The organism is Puniceicoccus vermicola, assembly GCF_014230055.1.
Lineage (GTDB): Bacteria > Verrucomicrobiota > Verrucomicrobiia > Opitutales > Puniceicoccaceae > Puniceicoccus > Puniceicoccus vermicola.
Map to the genome: position 1 here is coordinate 193,243 of NZ_JACHVA010000126.1, position 24,067 is coordinate 217,309.

Sequence of the window (24,067 nt, forward strand, 5' to 3'; positions counted from 1 at the left end):
CACAGATAGGTTGTGGGAAAACGCTCTTATCCGCCTGAGCCCAGTCAAACTCTCGCAGGTCCTGACACTCGAAGACAAACAATCCCAACATACACATGCACAATAAAGCTTTTACTGAAGAAGCGCAGTCAATGCTCGCGCACCTGATGACCGATGATCCTCAAATGGATCATCGCATCGCAGCTGGAATTGAGGAAAATCGCAAAGGCTGGGGAAGGCTCCAGCTCGTCTCGAGGGACGGGTCGCCCATTGGGCGCGCTGACGTGAAGTTGCGTCAACTCAAGCATGAATTCCACTTTGGTTGTAACGCATTCTTGCTCGATCAGCTCCCGGAAAGTGAAAAAAACGAGCGTTACCGTGAGCTCTTTAGCAAACTGTTCAATCTGGCAGTTGTGCCCTTTTACTGGTCTGACTTGGAACCGGAGGAAGGTAAGCTTCGGTTTGAGAAGGAAAGCCCTTTCATTTACCGCCGCCCTCCTGCTGACTTGGTTCTCGAGTTCTGCAATGAGCAGGGGATTACTCCCAAGGGTCACCCGCTTCTCTGGCATAACTTCCGTCCAAGTTGGCTATCCTGTGATGAGACGGAAATGAGGGAGAAAATCCACCGTCGCTTCCAGCAAATTAGCGATCGCTATGCGGATAAGATTAAGATTTGGGATGTCTGCAACGAGGCGCAGACACTCACGGTTGACGAGCGCATTACGCATGTGCCCGAAAATCATGTGGAGTATGCATTCGAGTTGGCCGAACGCTATTTCCCAACCTGCACGAAGACCTACAACGATGATCGCATTTGGTATCGCTACAGCCGGACCTACTCGCCGGTCTACCTTCTGCTCAAGTCGCTCATGCAGCAGGGGCATAAAGTCGACGCTCTCGGCCTGCAGCTCCACATGTTTCCGAGCACATTTTACAATGCATTCCGCTACTTGAATCCGCGCAATCTCTTCAACTGCTTCGATCTTTACGGAAGCCTGAATATTCCCCTCAACATGTCCGAGATCAGCATTACCAGTCGTCGGGATTTTGGGGACGGAGATGCCTTCCAAGAAATTGTCGCGGAAAAACTTTATCGCATCTGGTTCAGCCATGCCGCCATGAACGGAATTGTCTGGTGGAACATGGTCGATAATACGGCAGCCTATGCCCCGCTCGGTGATGAAACGGCGGGTGAGAATCAGCTACGCGCCGGACTGGTCAACTACGACATGACAACCAAGCCGGCCTATAAAGCACTGCACCGACTGATCCATGAAGAATGGCAAACGCATCCAGAATTCGAATATAATGAAGGGGCGAAGAACCAATTCCGGGCGTTTTATGGCGACTACGAACTGACGGTTACGACCGACCAAGGCACGAGCAAACACACCATCAAGCTCTCTCGGAGCGATCTGAATACGTTCAGGATTGAAGTTTGATCCGGATCAAGGCGCTGGTTTGTGGGCGCAACCTATTTCGCTTTCACAGAGCAGCAAGGGAGGGGGCAATTAGAAATGGCCCGAGCTTCCAACGTCCAGGGGCGGCTACTTCTCGGAAGCAGGGAAGAGTCGCTTTCGTGCGAATGCTTTGCCGGATCCGGTTTTCAGATAACTTTCGAAGCTTCGGGCCGTGGAGGCTTTTTCGAAGGCGGCGTAGAATATGAGGTCGAAGGGGGCGTGGGCTGCGGAGTGCTGAATTCACAGGTAGGCCAAATCAAAAGTGTTTTTTTGCGAAAGCCCTCCCTGATCCAGATTTGAGGTATTTCTCGAACGCGCGGGCTTTGGCCGGATCCCGGAAACGAATGGCAGTTTCGACGATCCACGGACGATATTTAGCGGTGTGGGGAACGCCGCCCTCGTTGTGTTTTTGCAAGCGTGCGTCGAGGTCGTTTGTGCATCCTGTGTAGTGTGCGTCTTTGGCGGACGTACTGCGCAGGATGTAGACGTATGTAAAATCGGATGCTGGCATGCCAAGCCGTAGCTGAAGCGATTGGGGAAAGAAAGTATCGAATGCCCGCCGCCGTCCTTCGGACTATGGCGTGGCAGCCTTCGCTTGCGCTGTCGCTTCAGCGAAGGCTGGTGGAGGTGGCGGGAGTCGAACCCGCGTCCTACGGACGTTCAGACGAGGCGTCTACATGCTTATCTGATTATTTGGTTTCGCACGTCTCCCGCGAATCAGCACGCTGAAGAAGCACTAGCACCGATAGTTGTACAGCGTGACGGGCGGTACCAACGTCACGCTATGCCTGCTAGATGACGTCCCAACTGGTTAACAGGTATCCCCAGCGGAACGAGGCGGCGCTTTAGGCTGCCATAGCTTCCGGAGCTGCGCCCGGGAAGCTGATTACTTTATCCTTGGCATTTAATAGCAAGGTGATCGCCTTTTTAACGGAGTGGAGCAATCGTCTCCGGCATGCAACCAGACCCTACGGCCCGCAGTCGAATCCGGAACACCCCCCGATCCAAGCTGTGGGTTGAGGAGCTGCTGGTGTAGCAGAACCTTTCACAGAACAGAATTGATGAATGTAGAAGGCGGAATGGCGAATGGCGAATGAAAAATGGAGGAGTTGTTGGGGCGAGGGGCGAGGGGCGAGGGGCAAAGGACGTGGGGCTAGGGACGAGGGGCGAGGGGCGAGAATGGGAGAGGCGAGAGTGGGAGAACGGGTTGGTTTGCACTTGGGTAGGACATTGGGCGTGTCTGAAAGGACCTCCCCACCAGCTGGCGCTGGTTCCCCCCTCCTACTCGTAGGAGGGGAGTTTTTATCGGGGTTGTCCGAGAGTTTATCGGTGAGTGTACCGATGCTGCAGATGGAACCAACCAACCTCTGAACGTCAGAAGGTCCGAACCCGCGGGAACGCCTTAACCTCCGAACCCCCTAACCTCTCAACATCAAAACCTCCGAACCTCTAAACTTCCCAACTCCCCCTCCCCAACTTCCCCCTCCCATTTAGATTGACCCGGTCCGGGCTGAGGGCAGGATAATGGGTTCATGCATTTCTTGGCTCACTCCAAAATCCCGGTTTTTCTCTCGGTAGAGAGAGGCGGTTGAGGGTGCTTTGATTGCAGCAAGTTTCCTGACCCGCCTTTAATCCGGCGGGTTTTTTCGTTTCTGGGAAAGAACGCCGGTTGGTTTTCTTTTTTTTGATGAATATTCGTTCCCAGTTTTTCCGTGAAATACGAGCTACCTTGGTATTGGCCTTTCCTTTGATCATCGGGGAGTTGAGCCAGATGGCCTTGGGGGTGGCGGATACCATCATGATCGGACAGGTCGGGGTGGTGGAGTTGGCGGCCTCGGCGTTTGTCAATTCGGTGCTGCACCTGCCGTTGATGCTGGGGTTCGGTCTGCTGATCGGTGTCTCGGTCAGGGTCTCTCAGGCTCGTGGAGAAGGGAATCCGGTGGCGGCGCGCAGTGCTCTGCGGAACGGGCTTTACTTGGGCTTGGGAATTGGGCTGCTGACGATTCTGGGGGCGTTTGTCGTGGTCCCTCGCCTCCATTGGTTTGGGCAGGATCCAGAAGTCGTCGCCGCCTCTCCGCGGTATTTTTACCTGGTCGCGGTTTCGCTGCTTCCCGCGTTGATGGCGATTGCGATTAAGGCGCACGCCGATGCGATGAATCGGCCTTGGATGCCGTTCTGGATCATCGGGGCAGGGGTGGTGCTGAACATATTTCTCAACTGGCTTCTGATTTACGGTTCTTGGGGATTTCCTGAATGGGGTCTGGAAGGGGCGGGGATCGCAACCGCGTTGTCCCGTTTTGCGACGTTGGTGGTCATTTTTCTCTGGTGCTTGCGAGCCGCTCCGGATTACCGGGAATGGTTGCCCGTGCGATGGTTTCGGGGGCCGGAGTGGGGGACCATGCGTTCGCTTTTGCAGATCGGGATTCCATCCAGCATCCATCTTCTGGCCGAGGTCGGGGCCTTCGTCATGGCGGCGTTGTTGGTCGGTCGGCTGGGGGCTACGGCTTTGGCGTCCCACCAGATTGCCCTCACTTGTGCGGCGACCACGTTCATGGTGCCTCTGGGCATTGGGATGGCTCAAACGGTGCGAGTCGGGGAGGCCTATGGAGCGAAACAGCCCGAGCGACTACGCTTGATTGCTTTGGGGGGGACTTTGTTGGTGGTGCTTTTTGCTCTCACTAGTGCGAGTAGTTTCGTCGCTTTCCGGTGGGAGCTGGCAGGCCTCTTCAGCGATGATGCCGGAGTTATCGCTCTGTGTGCGCACTTGCTGGTGATTACGGCCGTCTTCCAGCTTTTCGATGGCCTGCAGATCAGCGCCTCGACTTCTTTGCGGGGGATGAATGACGTACGGTTCCCCGCCGCTCTGGCGTTTGGGGTCTATTGGATGATCGCCCTGCCTCTCGGTGCGGTGCTCGCGTTCTGGCTGCATTGGGGTGCCGCTGGTATCTGGTGGGGGATCACCCTGGGTATGATGATTTCAGCGGTGGTCTTGTCGCGGCGGCTGGTGCAGAAGATGCGCGGGGTGAGTCGCGAATTGCTGACTTCGCATGGCGAAGGGTGAGCTGCGGATAGCGGAATGTGTTAACCATGTCCTGAACCTTTTTGGTTCCCTGGGTCTTGAACCTACACCGGATCACGGCTCGTTTTGAGTTAACCCTTCATTTTTCGAACAGAATCAGGCAGGTTCTCTGCTCGGGAGACGAAGCATCGAAGACAGAATCCTAGTATGAGAACCAAAAAATATCTAAAAATAGCGACGATTTTGCTGCTTCTTTACGCAGTCATTGGTTTTTGGGTCTTCCCGATGGCTTTACGGTATTTTGGCGAGAAAGCGTTAAAGGAGCATGTGTCGCCGGATGCGGTCATCACGAAGGTCAAAGCGAATCCGTTTACCTGGCAATTGCAGGTGGAGGGCTTGAGTTTGAGCGATCCAGGGGGGCACTGGTCATTCGGGGCGGAAAGGGCAACGGTCAACTTGAGCGCGAAAACCCTATATAAATTCTATCCCGTTCTGGATTTGGTCAGCCTTGAAGCTCCCCGGATCCGTTATCTGCGGAGCCCGCAGGAGGAGAGTGAGAGTGAAGAGGTGATCGCTGAGCCAACCGAAGAGGGGCCAGAGAGTTTGGAAGACGTGGCCGATTTGTTGAATGCCTATGAAATTCCGGAAGTGTCGGTGGCTCTCCTTGAAATCAAGGACGGGGCGATGAACTTCAGTGACGTTACCAATGAAAGCGGTTTCGAGAAGAGTATCGAACCGATCAATTTCCGATTGGAGAATTTCACCACGGAGGTGGGCGCAGGAGAGGGCAATGCCATGCGTTTTCTGGCAAAAACGGATAAGGGTGCGGAGTTGGAGTGGACTGGGGAGCTCACCAGCCAGCCTTTTGCGAGTCGCGGAACGATTCGGGTGTCTGGGGTCGAGATTGATCCTTTCTCCCCGTATTTCGAAAAATTTATCCGTTTCGATCTGGAGCGTGCGACCTACTCCATGCAATTGAGCTATGCGATTAACTTTGGGGATCTGGAGAACGTTTTCACGATCAGTGAGGGCTCGGTTGAATTGGCCAATGTGCATTGTGTCGGCAGGGAAGATGCCGGTGAATTTTTTGTTCTCGATTCTGCCGGAGTGAGCGGGGTCAGCTTTGATTATAACTCAATGCAAGTCGATCTGGAGCAGGTCTATATTCGCAGTGGTTTGCTCGGCATCCGCAGGAATGATGCGGGTGCGATTAATTTGCTCAATCTGCTCGTTTTACCTGAAGTCGAAGCTTTGCCCGAAGTCGAAGCCGCGGACCCGCCCGAGAGTGTCGCAAAAGGTGACGACTCCTTTGAGCTGCCAGAATTGCCAGTCGGATTTTTCCTGAAGGAATACTTGATCCAGGACTTTCACATTCAATGGGTGGATTCGATGATTCCTGGGGGCGCGGATTTGGAAATGGTGATTTCCGAATATTCCCTCAAGGGTCTGTCCTCCGAATTTTCCGAGCCAGTGGGGCTTGATTTACTGGTGCTGATTGGGGAAAGCGGTCGCTTCAAAGCGAGCGGAGAATTAACCCCTGCGGTTGCCGGGGTTGATCTCGTGCTGGGAGTGGAGGCGCTGGACCTCTCCCTGGCCAATGCTTATGGACTTTCCATGGCTGAGACCCAAGTCGGGTCGGGCACATTCGAGTACTCCGGTGGGCTCAGTGGAGACTTTGAGTCTGGATATCGCTTGAGCGGGGATGGTTCTGTGCAGGACTTTTCCGTGGCGCTGGCGGGCGATAATGCGGTCGATCTGGAGTGGAAGTCTTTCAGCTTTGCCGACCTGTCGGCAGAGACGAAGCCGTTGTCCGTGAGTCTGGGGAATCTGGTTCTGACTGAACCGAATGCGGTGTTGACCCGATCCGCTCCGGAGGAAACGGCCGAAGCGGTTGAGGTAGAGGTCGCGGCTGATGCGAACGAGGCGGGCGCCGGCGAAGTTGCTGCCGAGGCCGAGGCCGAGGCCGGGGCCGAGCCGAGCGAGTCTACAGAAACACCCTTGGATCTCGAGATCGCTTCATTTGTCGTTGAAGGGGGCTCTATTCTTCTGATTGATCAATCGATTCAGCCGACCTTTCGTCTCGAGGTTGCAGACGCTGAGGTGGATGTCGAAAACATCACCTTGGGGGAGGAGAAGAGTACGGAGTTTTCGATCAGCGCCTTGGTGAATCGCAGCCAGTTTACGATGGCAGGGTCTGCTTATCCAATTGATCCACGTCGTGAAACGAGAATGACGATGTCGCTGAATGAGCTTTCGCTCCCAGTGTTTTCTCCCTATTCGGGAAAAGCCGTTGGACGCAAAGTCGGGAGTGGCTGGTTTAGCCTCGATACGGAGTTACAAGTGGATTCCGGGAATTTGCAGGCGAGCAACGATATCAAAATCGACCAGTTGGAACTCGGTGATTCGGTCGATAGTCCGGATGCGGTGAAATTGCCATTGTCTTTGGCGATATCGCTTTTGAAAGGGTCCGATGGGGTGATGAACTTGGAGTTGCCGCTTTCGGGGGATCTCTATCAGCCGAATGTGGGATTAGGACAGATTATCCGGACGGCAGTATTTGGTTTGATTCGAAGTGTTGCCCTCTCGCCGTTTTCGATGCTTTCCAGTTTGGTGGGATCGGAAGAGGATCTTTCCCAAGTCGAGTTTGCGCCTGGTGATTCTCAGCTTTCTCCAAAGATGAGGGGTCAACTGGAAGCACTGGGAACCGCACTTCAGGAGCGACCCCAGCTGATTCTCAGTATGACGCCGAGCCTATCCCAGAGCGATCTCACCACGTTGGCTCGCGACTTAATTCAGCCAGATTCTGAAATGGAAAAGGTAAGTGTCGGGAGTGTTGGAGAAGACAATTCGAAGAACAGTCATCAATTTTCGGTCGGGAGAAAAGCAAGGTACAAACCGCCGACAACAGAGAGCGAAGAGGTCAATGTGGATGAGACCAGTCAATTGCCTGAAGTGGATCCCACGGATCCAGTGGCTACGGATCTGATGGCGGCGAGGGTGCAAGTCGTCCGGGAGATGTTGCTCGGGATCGACGGTATTTCGGAGGAAAGACTTTTTGTGCGCGATCCGGATCTCACGGTGGACCGCTCAATTGTCGGTTTCAGTTTAGAATAAGGGTGCAGCGACGGCAGTTGATAGGTTCCGGAGGGCCGTATCGATCCCCTCGACCCTGGGCTTGAGTGGGGCGGATAGCGAATGGCCGAGGACGAATGGCGAATTTTGTGGATGGTCAATCTTGAATCGCGAATCGCTTCGATTCTGCGCTGCACCATAACGGTCAAACCTTACTAAAATCGGTATTATAACTCTTATCTTCTAGGATTCGGCGATGCTATTCAGGAGCCAAAAGTTGACTGACGGCAAAGGGCTATCGATCTAGGCCGTCTTGCGCAAAGTCCGGCCTTCATACCAAATTCCGTCAGCATGAGTCCCCAAAGCAACTTTGTCGGCACCTCGATGATCCCTGTGCAACAGAGTGTTTAAAATGTCTACAGCCGCCGCGCCCATTGCATCTCTGGGTTGAAGGATGCCACTTGCTTCATCGTAGTCATCCAAAACATTGAAACTCGCATATCCAACATCATCCGGAACACGGATACCAACTGACTTCAGTGAGCGCATTACCAGATTGTCATTGCTTCTTCCAACTATGACGTCCGGCTGGTATTTTCGAAACCATTCTAAGAATTCGACTTCGAGAGGCTTTGACTCGAGCTTCAGGGTCGGAATGATGTCCCTCTGGTTGCGACTCTGCCCAAATATATGGGCAGCTTCCCATTGATTTTCGACTCTCTCGGACAACTTTTTATCCAAGACCAGCCCCGGATTTTGGTAACCCCTTTCTCGCAAGATTCTGTGAAGCAAAAGGCTATCCGCATAATAGTTCGGAACGACATGGTGAAAATGACTGTACCTCAAAGGTCTCTCTATGGTTACAATCGAAAAGCGGTTCCAGTCGAATTCGAATACAGCTGAGGGATCAGCAAACGGTGTAACGATTATACCGCGAATACCCCGTGAGTAGAGAATGTTGCTCAATCGAACCGGAGTCATTCCGCCTTCGTATGCATTGAAAAACTGGAGAGAATACCCAAGCATCCGAGCTCTTTCTTTGGCTCCGTTAAATAGTTTTTGCGCACTCAGGTTTTTTTGAAGCCACCGAGTCGAAGACGACCAATTTGAAACCATTGCGATGACATTGAACTCACGTTGTACGCGCAATCGGCTTCTGTATGCCGCCAAAGCACTCATCGCTGGGTCGGGTTCATAGCCCAACCTTTCTGCCGTCGCTTTTACCCGAGCAATCGTTCCAGCTGGAATCGTGGGATTGTCGCGTAATGCCATCGAAACAGCTGCGATACTTAAATTTGCCTCTGCAGCAATGTCTTTTAATCGAACTCTAGGGCCTTTGCTCAAAGTACTTAACTGTTTCAGTGATCAAAGATTTGAAGTACTTTCTCGTCAATGCAATAAGGTTTGTATGCCCCTCGAGAAACGCCCCAACATCCTGTTGGTTGTCGCCGACGACCATCGCGCTGATGCAATCGGCACTCTAGGCCACCCAGTCGTTCATACGCCAACTTTGGACGGACTGATCGAAAGGGGCACGATTTTTACAAATACGCGTATTATGGGTAGTCTGATCCCAGCGGTTTGTGCGCCTTCCCGAGCTTGCCTCCTGACCGGTCGGAATCTCTTTCAGGCAGATGGATATACTTATTGCGAGCCGCGCCCGAGTAACGACGTACCGATTCACCCAGAATACGTCACCTTGCCTCAATATTTTCGAGAGCATAACTACGAGACCTTTATTACAGGCAAGTGGCACAATGATGGACCCAGCGCAGTTCGTTCCTTCGAGTCTGGTCGCAACATTTTTCACGGCGGAATGAGTCCCCATGACGAGGTTCCCGTCCGGAGCCTGAGTGGTATTAAGGAGGGTCGCCCGGCGAAGGTTGCCGAAGGATTTTCCAGTGAAGTGTTCTGCAATACCGCCATCGATTTCCTCCAAAACCACGATAAAAGTCGACCCTTTTTCATGTGGCTGGCACTGACCTCTCCTCACGATCCGCGTACACCACCACCTCCTTATGATACGCTCTATGATCAGGACTCGATTCCACTTCCCTTGAATTTCCTGCCCGAGCATCCGTTCGACAATGGTGAACTCAGTATCCGTGACGAGCTTCTTGCTCCTCATCCACGAACCGGAAAAACGATACAGAAGGAGCTGGCTGATTACTACGGACTTATCAGTCATCACGACGCTTGCTTGGGACGAGTCTTAGATTGCCTCAGCAGAACCGGCCTTGAGGAGGGTACGATTGTTGTTTATGTTTCAGACCACGGTCTCGCAATCGGGAGTCACGGACTCTTAGGAAAACAAAATCTCTACGAGCACAGTGTTCGAGTGCCTTTCATCCTTAGTGGACCAGGGGTGCCAAAGGGGTTACGAAGTTCGCATTGTGCTTATTCCCTCGATCTGTTCTCGACTCTCTGTGAACTTTCAAAAGTTCCTGTTCTTCCAAATTTGGAAAGCCGTAGCCTAGTCCCTATTCTCGCCGATAAATCAGATAACTTTCGAGACGTCTTTTTCTCCGTTTATTCTGGGTTTCAGCGTTCCGTGTACGACGGACGTTGGAAACTTATCTGCTACGCGATGGGTGGGGAGGAACGCCTGCAGCTCTTTGACCTGCTGGAGGACCCCCTTGAGCTGTATGACCGTATTGAAGATGGTTCCTGTTCGGCGATTGTTCAGCGCTTACTCGATAGCCTGCAGGAATGGCAGAATGTCAACGGTGATCCGACGATCAATAAGAACGAAAATGTAGCTCCGCACCGACTTGTTCAGTCGGCTTCCCTGTCGCAAACACAACTCTACAACCAATAATGCTAACCCAAAACACTCCTATGAAAACGAACCTCAATCTCCGACTATTTTCTCCACATCTGCTGTCGATTCTAACCATCTTGACAACCGGACATCTTCTCTCCGGTTCGGTGTTGATCGACGATGACTTTGAGGAGTATGCAGCAGGAGGTCCCCCGACCTCTCCTTGGACAAGCAGCTCCAATATCACTGTCAGCAGCAACGTAAATGCTCAATCCACTTTTGGCCCTTCAGGCGACACCCAAGGCATGCGGAGTCGCAATTTAAATGGGTCTTTTACACCGGAGGCATCCGTTGAAATCGATAGCAGCGGCGAGAGCTACTCTATATTGAAGATTCAATTCGATTACATGTTTGTCACCCAACAAGGGAATCCCCAGTTCATTCTTGAGGGAGATAATGGAACCAATGGAATCCGAATGATGCTCACAACAACAAACGGATATGTTTCAGTTCGTGAAGGTAACAGCTTCAATGAACTCACTGGGGGAATGTCTCTCTCGGCGAATAACTGGTACCGATTTACTCAATCTATTGATATCGGTTCCTCGACTTTTTCTCTAACTGTGGAGGAATTCGGGGGCACCACTGTAACCACACCCGACTTGTCATTTGAAAACAGCATTAGCAATCCAACTGAAGCAGTCTTCAATTACAACGCTCCGATTTCCTCTACTGGAGGTGAGTACTTTATCGACAATGTCTTCATCGAGACGATACCGGAACCCGGAAGTGCGTCACTTTATCTTGGGGTAATGTCGGTCATTGTCGTTACCTTCCTTCGGCGACGCAATCATCGCTGACCGCATAGCGATGAACCATTGGCTTTCCGCCGCTTGTCTTTTGATACAGTGGTAATGAGTCGTCTGCGGCTTCAGGTGCATATGAGACCTTCGTTCAGGAAACACGGCTTCACCTTGATCGAACTATTGGTCGTGATGGCTGTCTTGGGTATTTTGACTGCGATCTTGCTGCCAGTTTACAGCTCGATCCGAAACAAGACCCAATCAACTGTCTGTATTAGTAATTTGCGACAGATTGGGGCCGCTTTCTCGACCTACAAAATCGACAACAAGGGAAATCTACCTGCGGTCGGATTCCCGGGTTCATCATCGGTCGGGGAGTGGTTTAAGTCGGATTTTTTCACCTATCTCAGCGATGGAATTGCTTTTAACGACTATCCTTTCGAAAAGAAGGAAACCTCTAGCGGCGTAGCCCCGTTCAACAATAGTCCGCTCTTTTGCCCGGCCTGCGATCCCGAGGATTCAATTAAACCCTACGGTGTGAACCTGTGGCTGTGGCAATCTCAACGTTCCTATCCTATCAATCCTATGCCACTTCCCGATCCTGCAAAGACTATGCTCGTCGCAGACAAAGAGGGTCATCTCTCGTACATCAACAGTCCCTCTAATATGAGCTCAAATTCCGAATCGAAACTGTCGGACCGACATAATGGTTTCACCAATGTCCTATTTTGCGACGGTCATGTCTCCTCGATTCCTTATCGTGAGATAATCGAAAAACACCATGACATTACTGACCCATTCTGGGGCTGGGGAGCTTTAGTCCGACCTTCTGGAGACTGATTTTATGCGTGCTCCTTTTCAAAATATTTCCCGCTCTACTCTAGGATGCTTGATCGTAATTATTGGAGTAGTGATCCTTCCTCATCTTTATGCTGAATCTAACTCGATATTGGTTGAAGAGAACTGGGAAGATTTCGATTTCGATGCTACCTTGAGCTTTCCATGGTCAACGAAATCCGATGACAAGAGCCGTATTGGTATTGTTCGAGGTCGTAGTTATTTCGGAGATGGGGAGGCTCTCGTACGAGTCGAAGACAGCTCTTCTGCCATAAATCCCTCTTTGACCGCTTCGATCCATCATAGCAAAAAACAGCCCTTGCTCATTGAATTCGACTGGATGGTTCCTGAAATCAACGATTCCAGCCCTTCCGTGCTACTGGAGAGCAACCGCCCGCAGGCTAGAGGAGCGATCAAGGCTCAACTCCTGATCGCTCGAAACAAAGATGACAATTTTCGTCGTTGGATCACTGTTCATACTGACACTGGATTGCTTCCCTTGGTTCCTTTCACGGAGGGAGATTGGTACCGCATTCAAATGGAGATTCCAACTGTCGAAGGGAGGGCGATGAATTTAATGATTAAACAGCAGGAGCGGTCTCCGCAAGTGTTTCAGCAAATCCCAATGCGGAATCCGAATGAACTTATCGATCAGATTCGATTTCTCGATAACACCCCTGCAGATCAAACATGCAGTTTCTACATCGACAACTTTCGAGTTTCTATTCTGGAGACTGGGCAGTGCGGCCATAGTTTTGATCGATATCGTTTGTATATCCCAAATCAATCTTTCGAAGTCGGACAGGGATCTTGGTATGCAGCAAGCTACTATGGAGCGGGCCTGGAAATTACCCGTTCGGAAGACGCAGTAGATGGTCAATACAGTCTCCAGATTGCAAGCCGTGAACCCGAATCGACTAGCAATTTCGACTCGCCAATTTTAGACTGGCCCCACAATCGTCCCGTTCAATTGCGATTTTGGATAAAAGGTTCGTTCGATTTGGATGGGAGTCAGGCTCGCGTGGAATTAACGAGCAAGAACTGGGGTAGGCCTGAATCGAATTTCTGGGATTTTGAACTGACCCATAATTGGCAACAGCATACGATCAAGATCCCTGCGATTGAGAATAACGACGAAGACTGGAGAATACGGTTTCGCATCCCGTCGCAGGGCTGGATTCGTCTCGATGGTATCGAGATGATTGAAGAGCCTTTCGCTACAGCGCCTGCACTTATTGACCCTGAGATTGAGCTGACTTGGGAGAGTGGGATATCCTTTGTCTATCCAGAAGAAATCGCTCGCCTTCACGTTCGAGTCGGTCCGCTGGAAGACCAAGAACCTCCCCGCCTTTCCGGATCAATTCTGAATGACAAAGGTCTTATCACGCAATTGCCACCGTCCCGCTGGGTGATGGATGGACGCATCGCGGAAACCATTATTGATTTCGGAACTCGGCCAATCGGCCTCTACAATCTCGACATTCGAATCAATGATGCCGACGGAAACCTTCTCGCAGATGCTCAACCATCTTTTGCTTGTATACATCGACATGGAGAAGGCGAGCCATGGGTTGGTATCTTCGTGTCAAACAGCCGACTGAATTCAGACGTAGGCCCCTCGCTCGCGAAGATAGGAATTCCCTTCGTTCGTCGTGGTGCCTCTCTATCCTGGCACATTCGGAAGGGAAAAAGACCTGGCGAATGGAAAAGTTTTGATGTTGTTCGGGAAGAATTACGTGAGAATGGGCTGAAGGAGCTAGCAATCCTCGAAGGTGCTCCCCGTTCGATTCGAAAACTCTACGGAAATGCTGCCGGACGCTGGCATCGCATTTTAGGCCTGCATTGGACTCAGGGTCTTAGAAAAGAGTGGGAAAACTATGTTGAAGCATTGGCGGTCAATGATGCAGATTTCTGCGGGTACGAATCGTGGAACGAAACCAATGCAAACTCCTACTTTCTCGGATCCACGAGTACGGTCGCTGACATGCTTGAGGCCAATCGCGAGGCGCTCAATCGGGCGGGCATTTCCCCAGATCATCCTGTTTTGGGTCCAACAACTTCCCACATCCCTCAAGTCTATATTCGCAACGTCTTGGGCCAAGTTGCGCCGGGAACCGTTGATGGTGTGAGTATCCATCCCTACCGAAACGGTCGAGGGATTCCCGAGAGTACGGGCTATGCGTATGAACTTGATGAGCTTCGTAAAACGATGTTCGAGGTCGGACTTGGGGATGGACATATCTGGGCTACGGAACTTGGGATTTCAAGCTCTGATCTCCCACGGCTCGAACAGGCTGGATTAAAGCCATTCACGGGTCTGGGTTCTGCGAGTAGCCATCGAGCTTTCCCTCCAGATGATGAAGTCGCAAATTATGTGCTACGTGCTTTTATCATGGGTCTGACCCGGGGTGTTGACCGGCAGTTCTATTTTTTGTGGGCCGACCTTCCGAGAACTCATCTGAAAATGGGGCTCGTCCGCGGCGACAGACCTTCCAGTCCCAAGATGCAAGCGCTATCCGTCAGCGTTCTACAATACCTTTTCAACGGCGCAACTTTTTCACGTACTCTACAAGAAACACCTCCGCTTTACGTCTATACCTTTCTAAAAGGGAAACGCCAAATTGTTGCAGCTTGGTCCCAAGAAGGGCGTATCAGTGCACAACTGGGTCCTCTCGGGAATGCGCGGTTTATGGATCGATTCGGTCGCCCTTTGACTCACTCTAAGATCGTCACTCTCAGCGAAGCCCCAATATTCATCGAAACGGATGCCGGTGACCCCGTAGATCTCAAGCCGATAACCGCACCGGTCGACGAACCTTTTATCTTGATTCAGAACCAGCCGATTTCGATATCTTTGGATCTGACAGCACAGGATAGCTTATCCCAGTTGGTGGATGTCAGCTGCCCATCCACAGAAGGTGAGAGTTGGGATCCCTGGCCGCTGGAAGTTATTGACTGGCGTATTGAAGGCGATCAACTGCTCGTTACTGTAATTCCTTCGAGCAATGAATTCAGTGGATTCGGATTCAGCGAGCTTTCCCTCCAGACCCCGACCGATGAATTCTTTGTTTCCGTTCCTGTAAAAATCACAACTGGCGGTAGTGCCAGAGCGCCCCTCGATCTATTGCCCAATCCCGGTTTGTTTTTACAAAGCACCGATCAAGCCGCCACAGTTGAGACCGAGGGGAATAGCTTTGTCATGACTGTCCTGCCAGTTCCTGACTACTGGGGTCCCCGCTTCGAGGGCGCCTTTTTGTTACCGCCGACTCCCGATATCACGGGCTATGAACAAATTTCATTTGAGGTGATGACTCTGGAACCGACCCTAAATATGCAAATGCGTATCCTGATGAAATCAATAGACGGGACAGTTTATAAGAGCTGGGTTCAGCCTGATGTCCTTACGTCGAAAGATAAGTGGCAGAAAATCACGATTCCCCTCAATACGTTTTATTTGACCAAGCTTTCGCGAGAATTCCAAGAGCCGCAACAACCGCGCTTGGAAAGCATTCAATCCATTGCCATTTCCGTGAACGGCAACGATCCCAAATCGGGAACCAAATTTCGAGTTCGATCCGTTCGGCTTGAGCCCCGCAAATTGAGCAACGAGTAGTGCAATGGTTCCTGTATGGAGGTATACTTACAAAGAACGAGCGGAGGATTAGCCTCAGAGCAAGAGTAGACGACTGAATCCATGGATAAAAGAACTCCTTTCAATGTCCTGATGATCTTGGCGGATCAGATGAATGCCAATTGGCTTGGCTGTGCTGGGCATCCTCAAGCTCAGACTCCAAATTTGGACGCGTTTGCGGCTTCGGGCATTCGATTTACCGAAGCTCATTGTCAGAACCCAATCTGTACGCCGAGCCGAGTTAGCATCCTTTCGGGACAATACTGTCAAAATCACGGCTACTACGGGCTTTCCGGTCCTGCGCCGAAGGGCTTAAACAATCTATTTCGGCATTTTGGTCGCCAGGGATATCGGACCGCCGCCTATGGTAAACTACACCTTCCAGAGGCTCCGCGAAACTGGATTGCTGACGACGTCGATGTCTTTGGGGATTCCTATGAAAATGCGGACGGTGTTTTCGGGGCATCTTCTTTTCTGGAAGATCTAGAACGAAAAGGTCTACGCCACTTGGAGGACAGCTGGCATAACTTGCAAAACTACGGGAAGCCGAGCATCCCTATCGACGCGATGCCCTCGGAGTTACCGCTTGAAGAAACTCAGGAAATGTGGTGCGCACGCGAAACGATGGATTTTATTCTAGATTACATCGATCACCCTTTTTGTGTCCAAGTTGCCTTTCAGAAGCCGCATCATCCATTGCTCCCAAATATTCGCTTTTGGAATCAGTATCCGTCCGATCTGGAGCTTCCTGCTGATTGGGATGTATGCCAGTCACATCGTGCTCCCCATTTCCAAAAACGTTGGCGAGAATGGCGCGATTACCCACCCGAATTTGGGCACAGCGACGATACATTCGAGGACTTCGTGCGTCGATGCTGGAGGGGGACTCTCGCCTGTGTCAGCCAAATCGATTACGTCTTTGGACAGTTGATGGAGTTTTTACGCGTCAACGACTTAGAGAAAAACACCATCGTCATTTTCGGCAGTGACCATGGAGCGTATCACGGCCATATGGGAATATTGGAAAAAGCTCCGGGAATCTGTTCGGACCAAGTTTGCAAAGTTCCCTCGCTCTGGCGTGTGCCTGGATTGACCCGAGGTGGGAGCTGCTGTAGCCAACTAGTCGAAAATATCGACATGACTTCAACGTTATCCTCCTTGTGTAATCTTCGGGAGTTTGACTCTGGGGATGGCAAAGACCTAACGGGGCTGTTGGGCGGTGAAGACTATCCAGTTCGCGATGTATCCGTGACAGAAAATGTTTGGAGTAAAGCTCTGCGCTGGAAGCATTGGCGATTCGTTCACTATCAAGAAGAGTGTTTTCCTGGGGAAGACGTCGGAGAGCTCTATAACCTGCTCAACGATCCTCAGGAGACCCGCAATCTCTACAAGGACCCATCCTATCGCAACGTGGTCGAAGACTGTCGCCGCCAGTTGCTAGAGTGGTTGATACGTACTCGGCGTACCGTCACGACGCAGTGTTCCCTTAGCGATGAAGTCCACCTTGCAACTCCTGGTCACCGTAGCTGCATCTATCCGCTGGGTGGGGATGGAACCGCTCCTAATGCGGCTCAGGCTTACAATCGATCCGACATTCACGAAATGTATCGCTAACGGAATGGCCAACAGTTCGATAAATAGGGAGAATGGTTTTCAAGCACGGGACCTTCCGCCCAAGGTTGAATCTGATTTTTGCCGTCGTTTGAGATACATTGGGAGAATTCTTGAAGATTCGAACTATTTCGTGTGGTGCTGTTCACCGATTTATGGCCCGGGAGGCTCCGTCCATGTCTACTATTCCCGCTGGCCCCGAGCTACGGGGTTCGGGGGATGGTTAACTCACTCTGAAATTGCACACGCTGTAGCGGAAGACATTGCAGGTCCTTATGTGTTCACCGATATTGCTCTTGCCGGGCGCGGTCTCGAATTTTGGGATGCCTGTACGGTTCATAATCCGACCATTCATCGTGTTGCCGATCAATATGCCCTTTTCTACATGGCCAATAGATTTGAGCCCTGTGCCGACCGCGAGCAAGCAATTCGGTCCAAGCGGATAGGCGTCGCATTGAGCAATTCCTTGTATGGACCGTGGAAGCGTATGGATTTTCCGTTGATTGATGCTGGCTCGCCTGACTCTTGGGACGAAATTCTCGTTAGTAACCCCTCATTCGTCGAAGACCGAAACGGATCATTCAAACTCTACTACAAAGGCGTTGACCGGATTTCATGGGAAAAATCTCACGGCAACCGGAAATATGGCGTAGCCACCGCTGGCAAATTAGAGGGTCCTTACACAAAATACGCAGCGAATCCGATCATCGACCTATCCGTCTATGGGGAGTCCTACGAATGTGAAGATGCTTTTATTTGGCAAGATGTTGAGGGCTATCATGCCATCATGCGCGACATGGGCCTATTTGGTGACCGGTATGGTATTTATATGAGATCCCATGACGGGATAGCTTGGGGGGATCCTCAGGTAGGATACCGTCCTTCCACATCCTACACACGAGAACCTCCCAACGGATTGTCGAGAGAAGGACGATTCGAACGTCCTCAGATTCTCTTTAGAGACAGCAAACCAACCCATCTTTTCGTCGCTTTTCGCGGGGGCGAAAGCCTCGGTTCGACTGCAGCGGTGCTGGAGATTCGAAACTCTGATTCTGACGAATAATGTATCTTTATGATATCTCTGAGAAAATTGATAAAAAGTGGCAATCTCTTCCTCTATAGCCCCTTTATCGAAAGATCTGGATTTATCAAAGCTTCTCGTCCCACTCGGCTTCTTTGAAGCCGACGAGGGCGACGCCGTCGCCGAGGAGGAAGGGGCGTTTGACGAGGTTGCCGTTTTCCTGGAGGAGGGCGAAGGCTTCGTCTTCGCTGAGAGAGGAAAGCTTATCTTTGAGGCCGGCGTCGCGGTAATCCTGACTCGAAGTGTTGAAAAGACGGGTCATCTTGCCGTCGTAGGCCTTGAGCATGGTCGCCAGTTCCGACGGGCTGGGCGGGGTTTCGCGGATCGCGAGTTCTTCGAACTCGACTCCCTTGGATTCAAGGAATTTCCGGGCGTTGCGGCAGGTGCTGCAATTTTTGTAGGCGTAGAATTTGAGCATGGAGGGGGGGGAGGTTTGGACGTTGGGAGGTTTAGAGGTTGGGAGGTTGGGAAGAGGTTGGCAGGTTCAGAGGTTTAGAGGTTGGGAAGTTTTTTGTTTGGACACTAGTAGACTGGTAGGTTGCTGTGTTCCTGCAACCCTTTCGTGAGAGTGGGGGATTGGTTTCTTCTGGATCCGGCCGTCATCGGCGAAGCGCCGATGCTACCGATCTGCCCGTTGATCGAGCCTTACTTGGCCGTGAGAACTACGTCGTCGAAGAGGATTGCGCCTTCTCCGTCGTCGTCGTCAATCACGGTGATGCGGAGTTTCAGGTCGTCGCTGTCTTTCACCGCTTTGTAAGTGATCTTCTCCTTTTTCCAGTCTGCTCCTGCCTTCACGCTGCGGTCGTAGAAGGTCGAGGAACCGGAATCGCGAACGAACCGAATTTGGTACCCCAGGCCTTGGTAGTCGTCCGTGGCCCTTACTCGGTAGGTGACGGTGAAGACTCGGTAGTCTTCAGCATCGAACTCTTGCTCGATCTCTTGAGGTTTGTCGTCCACCTCGAAGTAGAGCACCTTGTTGGTTTCTGCGTCGGTTTCGTATTCGATGTCCCGGTCGCCTTTCCAATCTTTGCGTCCTGATTCGAAGTCCCCATTGTCGATGAGGTTTTCGGCCTGAAGGGCTGAGCTGAAAAGGAAAAGGAATAGGAGGTATCGAGTCATCTTATGCAAATACAGGGAGAGAATTCAGGGCCGCCGAACTCGGTTTCGACGGACATCCCAAGGAGTAATCGCTCGCTCCCGAAGAGGTCAATGCGAGAGGGGGGAAACGGCTCGGAATCGCCCTTCTAAATCGCGATCATGGGTGGATCACCCATGGAATTCGTAAGTCGATCCTTATCGCTTCTCACTGAGTTTCAAATAGTGCTGCGTGTTATGATCCGACTTCTTTGCTTCAATTGTCCCTTTTGTGGGAGGAGGCGATGAACCGTTCTAGATTGAGCTCTCTATAGGGACAATTGAAGTTCTCTTTCCAATGAGGAGTTGTCGAAGAGGGCTGGATGACTGTTTTCTGAACTTTCCAAGGGCTCAAGGAGAGAGGTTTCTCCCCACCATTGGCGTAAGAGTTCTAGAGTGGGGCCTTCCGTCCAAGATTGTCGGCTGGTCGTATTGATGATTCTCACGCCCGGACGGTGAGGGGATTCGACTGCTCGGACAAAGGCCGAGACGGCTTGTGAGCGACTCATTTGGGTTAGAGTTGCGATCGACCAAGGCGTTGGTTTTGAGGAATTGACTTTCGGTGGCGGTTGCTCGTCGGGGTAGATGGCCGCCAGACGCAGGTTGATGACGTCGAGAGCGGGAATTTGTCGTGAATAATAGCGGGTCAATTCCTCCATGAGGTATTTGGAGAATCCGTACCCGTGCTGATCGAGGCAGGGATGCTCGTCAGGAACGGGAAGGGAAAGGGGACAGAAATCGGGTGATTCGAGACCGACGACGGCGATGGAGCTGGCGTTCACGAATTTGCGGCAACCTTGATCGATCAAAGAACGCATCAAAATGCGGGTTCCTTCGACATTCACCCTCATCCCGTCGCTTTCGGAACAGCCGCCAGTGACGGCTGCGAGGTGGACAACTGCGTCGATGGAATGAGCGTCCAGCTGGGCCAGATCGTCGGGCGAGGAGAACAGGCCTCGGTAGTGTGACCGGTTGGGACCTGCAGGCAGTTCCTGTCGACAAAGGGTAACGACGTGGTGGTTTGCGGTCAGGTCCTCAAGGAGGGCTTGTCCGAGGAATCCGTTCGCGCCGGTAAGGAGAATGGTGGACATGTTGGGTGGTGCGGTGGAGTTTTAGTTCCAGTTTAGAATGGTTCCTTTGTAGCTCGTGTCTCCGTCCAGTATACTTCGGTAGACTTCCGGAGCTTCCTCGGGGGAGATGCGATGGGTGACCGTATCCTGCCAGGGAAGAATTCCGCTCGCCATGTGCTTCAAGACCGTCAGTCGGCTGGGGAGATAGCCTTCATCGCAGGGGAAAAACATCTGCAGGCGGCGAGTATGGGCGGGAATGAAGGAAAAGTCGAAAGGGGCATCCCCATAGTTGCCTTGCCAGATGAATTTACCGTCTACGCGGCAGAGCTCTATCGCTGGCTGGATCAGAGCGGGGATCCCGGTCGATTCGTAGACGAGATCGGCACCGTCCGGGCAGTAACTCTTGATGACCTCCGATATGCTTTGTTGCTTCGAGTCGATAGTGATGTCGGCACCGAAGCGCTTGGCGAGGGAGAGTTGGGCGGGATCAACATCGATCGCGATGACCCGGCAACCTCGCATGGAGGCCGCAGCAATGACTCCGAGGCCGATCAGTCCGCAGCCGAGGACGGCAACGGTCTCGCCCATTTGCGGGGCGGAGGTGTCGACTGACTTGTAGCCGACTGCGGGCATGACGAACATGCTGCTGGTTTCCAGGTCGCAGTTCTCGGGCAGCTTCCAGAGTCCATGGGTGCCCCCGACTTCGCTGATGGCGTGTGAGCAGTGGAGACCCGCGACGGGACTGCACTCTGAGCCATCGCTTCGCTTCGCCCGAGCTTTACTCATGCGGAGGAACACCTTGTCGCCCGGTTTTACCTCGGTTACGGTCGAGCCGACGGATTCCACTTCGCCGGTCGACATGTAGCCGGTGATGAGGGGATAGGGGCCCCAATTGATTTTGTTCCGGATGAGGGCGAACTCGGTTCCCACGCTGACTCCGGAATAGGCGGTTTTGACTAAGACTTCATTGTCCTGAGGATCGGGAAGTTCAACGGATTCCAGTGAGAATTTTTGATGGGCAGAAGTAATGAGGGCTTTGGCTTTCATAGATTGATTTGTTTTAAGTAGGTATGATTATGATCGATCCTTGAATGAAAAGGCTTCATAGATGGCTCAATATGATGAAAAGTAGGTCAAAAATGATATATGGATCGAAGCTGGCTGAATAAAATCTGTCCGGTGCCGAGTCCCGCCCCTCCGGATTTCACGAGGAAGAGTCTTTGTGGATGTGAGGAGCATTCCCGCGGTTGGGTGGAGGCCCGTCGGGTCATTTACGACCATGAGTTGATCCTGATTGAGAGCGGGGAGTTCGACCTCGAGTGCGAGGATCGACTGGTCAAACTTGAGGCGCTTCAGTTCTTCATCGTCCCGCCGGGCGTATGGCATTCCACCTCCTGTCGCTTGCCGGGAAGGAGGCATTTTCTCCATTTTGATTGGGAGTGGGTGCGGGTGCGGGAAGGGTCTCCGGTGATGACCTTTTTTCCGGCGCATCCGCAGACGGATTTCTTGCGGCGGGCTCCGGAGAGGATTCCCTCTGGATGGATCGAGGGAAAGATCGAGGAGCCGGAGAGGGTGTTTGCTTTGTTGGATCGACTGCGAGGGATGCTCGATTCGAGGCAATCTCATGAAATGATCGCGGCTCGGGGCGTATTGTTGGAATTGCTCCTACGTTTGCTCGATGAGAATCCGCGGGTTCAGCAGCGGGTCCGTCACTCCGAGGAGTTGGCATATCGGATGCGAGCGTGTCTCGATAGGATGGTATCCACTCCGTCGGGGGAGCAGGCTGTTTGTGCGGCTCTGGAGGCGCTCGGGTTTTCCTACGCGCACCTGTCGCGGGTATTTCGCCAGCAGTATGGAGTGACGCCGGTGGGTTATTTGCACAGTATGCGGATTGAGCGGGCCAAACAGTTGCTGAAGCAAACGGATCTAAAAGTTTTCGCAGTGGCCTCCAGCGTTGGATATGCGGATTCGGTCTACTTTTCGCGATTGTTCAAGCGTCATACCGGGATCAGTCCGGCCCGCTTTCGGTCGACCCGGGCCTCCATCCTTCCGGAGGTCTAAAAGCGTGACAGAAAAGGAAATCGGCTCTAGTTCGTAGAGGCTGAGCATGGCGGAAAAACCCCCACAGAAAATTGAATCAACGGCGGATTTGGCCCGCTATCTCAACATGTCCCAATGGTCGGTCTCCCGGGCGATCAACGGACATAAAGGGGTCAGCGAGGAGACGCGTAAACGGGTGCTGGACGCGATGGTGGAGTGTGACTTCCAGCCCAATATGCATGCCAGGAGTCTACGGGGCCAGACCTCGAAGCTGATCGGCGTATGCTTCTGGAATTTCAGTATGCCGATTGTGAATGCGAAGTTGACGGAACTGCAACGCGTGCTCAGGGGATATGGTTTCCGCTACCTCTTCGAAACCACGATGGGCGAAGAGGAGAGGGAGATCAGCGTCATTCGGGATTTTCAACGTTTCGGAGTGGATGGCATCGTGAACATTAATTCGATTCTGAAAGCCCCGGATTTGGACGAACTCCTTTCGACGGTACCCAGTGTGTTGGTCGAACCCGTGCACCGGGAAACCGGAAAGACTCCCAAAGTCTCGGTCGACCGGAGTCGGGCGATGAGGGAGATTATTCATCATCTTTACGAACTGCTCTTCCCCCGAAAAAGTGGACAGTTTTCGGCTAGTTAAGTTGTGGTTGTAGATTGTAATATTGTTCAAGGTATCGTTGAGGCGAGATCATTCCTAAAGAGCTGTGTCTTCGCCGGCGATTGTAGAAGCATTCGATGTAGTCGAAGATGGCGCAGTGGGCTTGTTTTTTGTTATGGAAGCAACCGGAGTCGGGAAGCATCTCGGTTTTAAAGGAGGCGAAACAGCTCTCGGCGAAGGCGTTGTCGTAGCAGTATCCCTTGGCGCTCATGCTTTGTTTCCATTTTCCCAGAGCGGTTCGAAGGGGCCCGCTGGTATACTGGCAACCTCTATCGGAGTGGAAGATCGCAGTGGGATGGATCGGTAGTCTCAGACGGGCTTGGTCGATTGCCCGGACAGTTTGTTCGGCCGAGAGAGAGCAGGAGAGATTCCATCCAAGGATGAGACGGGAGAACAGGTCCATGACAACCGACAGATACATCCAACCCTCTTCGGTGGGGATATAGGTAATGTCGGCAACGAGTTGCTCACCGGGCTTGGTGGGCGCAGGCTCCTTTTTCAAAAGGTTAGGAGAAGGAGAAGCCTTCGAATCGGTTTTCGTTGTCTTTGGTCGCCAAGGCCTACGGAGCTTCCCTCGTAAGCCCTCTTTTCGCATCAGGCGCGCTACCCGGTTCTCGCCACAGGGCAAGCCGCGCTCGGCAAGTTCCGGGGTGATTCTCGGACTGCCGTAGCAGCGCATGTGACGGTCGGCATGAATCGTTTTTATTTCGGCGACTATGCGCTGGTTCTCGACAGCCCGAGGCCCAGGAGCAACTTTCCGGGTATCCCAGGCGTAAAATCCGCTCCGGGACAGTCCCAGAGCCCCACAAAGCTCGCATACTGAGTAGTCTTTCCGCATTGCCTCGATCATCGCATACCCAGATGCGGGTCCTCTGCCAGTATGCTCGCGGCTTTTTTTA

Annotated in this window: 18 protein-coding genes and 1 other RNA gene; 11 read left to right on the top strand and 8 right to left on the bottom strand. The window is 52.3% G+C overall.

The window, feature by feature from the left end:
• Nucleotides 1-95 precede the first annotated feature (95 nt).
• Nucleotides 96-1,421: an endo-1,4-beta-xylanase gene (locus tag H5P30_RS16750; protein WP_185694062.1), complete on the top strand. Its 1,326-nt coding sequence runs from the start codon at nt 96-98 to the stop codon at nt 1,419-1,421.
• Nucleotides 1,422-1,695: 274 nt separating this feature from the next.
• Here the strand turns inward: H5P30_RS16750 and H5P30_RS16755 are convergent, their stop codons facing one another.
• Both H5P30_RS16755 and ssrA read right to left on the bottom strand, forming a co-directional pair.
• Nucleotides 1,696-1,950: a GIY-YIG nuclease family protein gene (locus tag H5P30_RS16755; RefSeq protein WP_185694063.1), complete on the bottom strand. Its 255-nt coding sequence runs from the start codon at nt 1,948-1,950 to the stop codon at nt 1,696-1,698.
• 108 nt (nt 1,951-2,058) lie between these two features.
• Nucleotides 2,059-2,439, bottom strand: a transfer-messenger RNA (tmRNA) gene (gene ssrA, locus H5P30_RS16760).
• Between the two features lie 687 nt (nt 2,440-3,126).
• Between ssrA and H5P30_RS16765 the strand changes: the two genes are divergently transcribed.
• Together H5P30_RS16765 and H5P30_RS16770 are read left to right on the top strand one after the other, a co-directional pair.
• Nucleotides 3,127-4,500, top strand: coding sequence for an MATE family efflux transporter (locus tag H5P30_RS16765; protein WP_185694064.1), 1,374 nt, complete (start codon nt 3,127-3,129; stop codon nt 4,498-4,500).
• Between the two features lie 165 nt (nt 4,501-4,665).
• Nucleotides 4,666-7,572: a DUF748 domain-containing protein gene (locus H5P30_RS16770; protein WP_185694065.1), complete on the top strand. Its 2,907-nt coding sequence runs from the start codon at nt 4,666-4,668 to the stop codon at nt 7,570-7,572.
• 261 nt (nt 7,573-7,833) lie between these two features.
• On the opposite strand, the gene H5P30_RS16775 is transcribed toward H5P30_RS16770, so the two are convergent.
• A complete protein-coding gene (locus H5P30_RS16775) occupies nt 7,834-8,874 on the bottom strand; it encodes a LacI family DNA-binding transcriptional regulator (RefSeq protein ID WP_185694066.1) in 1,041 nt (346 codons plus the stop codon).
• Nucleotides 8,875-8,938: 64 nt separating this feature from the next.
• Here H5P30_RS16775 and H5P30_RS16780 point away from each other — a divergent pair, with 64 nt between their 5' ends.
• The 6 genes from H5P30_RS16780 to H5P30_RS16805 all read left to right on the top strand — a co-directional run bounded on the left by H5P30_RS16780 (nt 8,939) and on the right by H5P30_RS16805 (nt 18,236).
• Nucleotides 8,939-10,348 carry a sulfatase family protein gene (locus H5P30_RS16780; RefSeq protein ID WP_185694067.1) on the top strand — a complete coding sequence of 470 codons (1,410 nt, stop codon included), beginning with the start codon at nt 8,939-8,941 and terminating at the stop codon, nt 10,346-10,348.
• A gap of 20 nt (nt 10,349-10,368) precedes the next feature.
• On the top strand, nt 10,369-11,151 hold the full coding sequence (locus H5P30_RS16785) for a hypothetical protein (protein WP_185694068.1): 783 nt from the start codon (nt 10,369-10,371) through the stop codon (nt 11,149-11,151).
• 18 nt (nt 11,152-11,169) lie between these two features.
• Nucleotides 11,170-11,934, top strand: coding sequence for a prepilin-type N-terminal cleavage/methylation domain-containing protein (locus H5P30_RS16790; protein ID WP_185694069.1), 765 nt, complete (start codon nt 11,170-11,172; stop codon nt 11,932-11,934).
• A gap of 280 nt (nt 11,935-12,214) precedes the next feature.
• Nucleotides 12,215-15,544, top strand: a complete 3,330-nt coding sequence (locus tag H5P30_RS16795) for a CIA30 family protein (protein ID WP_185694070.1) — start codon at nt 12,215-12,217, stop codon at nt 15,542-15,544.
• Nucleotides 15,545-15,625: 81 nt separating this feature from the next.
• On the top strand, nt 15,626-17,176 hold the full coding sequence (locus H5P30_RS16800; RefSeq protein WP_185694071.1) for a sulfatase family protein: 1,551 nt from the start codon (nt 15,626-15,628) through the stop codon (nt 17,174-17,176).
• A 274-nt stretch (nt 17,177-17,450) separates the two neighbouring features.
• The gene (locus H5P30_RS16805) at nt 17,451-18,236 is read left to right on the top strand and encodes a glycoside hydrolase family protein (protein WP_185694072.1); all 786 of its coding nucleotides are present in this window, start codon (nt 17,451-17,453) and stop codon (nt 18,234-18,236) included.
• A gap of 85 nt (nt 18,237-18,321) precedes the next feature.
• On the opposite strand, the gene H5P30_RS16810 is transcribed toward H5P30_RS16805, so the two are convergent.
• The 4 genes from H5P30_RS16810 to H5P30_RS16825 all read right to left on the bottom strand — a co-directional run bounded on the left by H5P30_RS16810 (nt 18,322) and on the right by H5P30_RS16825 (nt 21,505).
• On the bottom strand, nt 18,322-18,672 hold the full coding sequence (locus tag H5P30_RS16810) for a Spx/MgsR family RNA polymerase-binding regulatory protein (RefSeq protein ID WP_185694073.1): 351 nt from the start codon (nt 18,670-18,672) through the stop codon (nt 18,322-18,324).
• A 227-nt stretch (nt 18,673-18,899) separates the two neighbouring features.
• Nucleotides 18,900-19,373, bottom strand: coding sequence for a hypothetical protein (locus H5P30_RS16815; RefSeq protein ID WP_185694074.1), 474 nt, complete (start codon nt 19,371-19,373; stop codon nt 18,900-18,902).
• A gap of 284 nt (nt 19,374-19,657) precedes the next feature.
• A complete protein-coding gene (locus H5P30_RS16820) occupies nt 19,658-20,479 on the bottom strand; it encodes an NAD-dependent epimerase/dehydratase family protein (protein WP_185694075.1) in 822 nt (273 codons plus the stop codon).
• A gap of 21 nt (nt 20,480-20,500) precedes the next feature.
• Nucleotides 20,501-21,505: a zinc-dependent alcohol dehydrogenase gene (locus H5P30_RS16825; protein ID WP_185694076.1), complete on the bottom strand. Its 1,005-nt coding sequence runs from the start codon at nt 21,503-21,505 to the stop codon at nt 20,501-20,503.
• A gap of 99 nt (nt 21,506-21,604) precedes the next feature.
• Here H5P30_RS16825 and H5P30_RS16830 point away from each other — a divergent pair, with 99 nt between their 5' ends.
• Nucleotides 21,605-22,519, top strand: a complete 915-nt coding sequence (locus H5P30_RS16830; RefSeq protein ID WP_185694077.1) for an AraC family transcriptional regulator — start codon at nt 21,605-21,607, stop codon at nt 22,517-22,519.
• 46 nt (nt 22,520-22,565) lie between these two features.
• Entirely contained in the window at nt 22,566-23,150 is a 585-nt protein-coding gene (locus H5P30_RS16835) for a LacI family DNA-binding transcriptional regulator (RefSeq protein WP_185694078.1), read from the top strand.
• Here the strand turns inward: H5P30_RS16835 and H5P30_RS16840 are convergent.
• The coding region (locus H5P30_RS16840) for an IS3 family transposase (RefSeq protein WP_185690928.1) at nt 23,143-24,067 on the bottom strand (925 nt) is incomplete at its 5' end. The genes H5P30_RS16835 and H5P30_RS16840 overlap by 8 nt on opposite strands.

Bases quoted from the DNA above. Each gene is read 5' to 3' on its own strand.
- H5P30_RS16750 (WP_185694062.1), top strand. From the start codon at position 96: ATGCACAATAAAGCTTTTACTGAAGAAGCGCAGTCAATGCTCGCGCAC.
- H5P30_RS16755 (WP_185694063.1), bottom strand. From the start codon at position 1,950: ATGCCAGCATCCGATTTTACATACGTCTACATCCTGCGCAGTACGTCC.
- H5P30_RS16765 (WP_185694064.1), top strand. From the start codon at position 3,127: ATGAATATTCGTTCCCAGTTTTTCCGTGAAATACGAGCTACCTTGGTA.
- H5P30_RS16770 (WP_185694065.1), top strand. From the start codon at position 4,666: ATGAGAACCAAAAAATATCTAAAAATAGCGACGATTTTGCTGCTTCTT.
- H5P30_RS16780 (WP_185694067.1), top strand. From the start codon at position 8,939: ATGCCCCTCGAGAAACGCCCCAACATCCTGTTGGTTGTCGCCGACGAC.
- H5P30_RS16785 (WP_185694068.1), top strand. From the start codon at position 10,369: ATGAAAACGAACCTCAATCTCCGACTATTTTCTCCACATCTGCTGTCG.
- H5P30_RS16800 (WP_185694071.1), top strand. From the start codon at position 15,626: ATGGATAAAAGAACTCCTTTCAATGTCCTGATGATCTTGGCGGATCAG.
- H5P30_RS16810 (WP_185694073.1), bottom strand. From the start codon at position 18,672: ATGCTCAAATTCTACGCCTACAAAAATTGCAGCACCTGCCGCAACGCC.
- H5P30_RS16815 (WP_185694074.1), bottom strand. From the start codon at position 19,373: ATGACTCGATACCTCCTATTCCTTTTCCTTTTCAGCTCAGCCCTTCAG.
- H5P30_RS16820 (WP_185694075.1), bottom strand. From the start codon at position 20,479: ATGTCCACCATTCTCCTTACCGGCGCGAACGGATTCCTCGGACAAGCC.
- H5P30_RS16825 (WP_185694076.1), bottom strand. From the start codon at position 21,505: ATGAAAGCCAAAGCCCTCATTACTTCTGCCCATCAAAAATTCTCACTG.
- H5P30_RS16830 (WP_185694077.1), top strand. From the start codon at position 21,605: ATGGATCGAAGCTGGCTGAATAAAATCTGTCCGGTGCCGAGTCCCGCC.
- H5P30_RS16835 (WP_185694078.1), top strand. From the start codon at position 22,566: ATGGCGGAAAAACCCCCACAGAAAATTGAATCAACGGCGGATTTGGCC.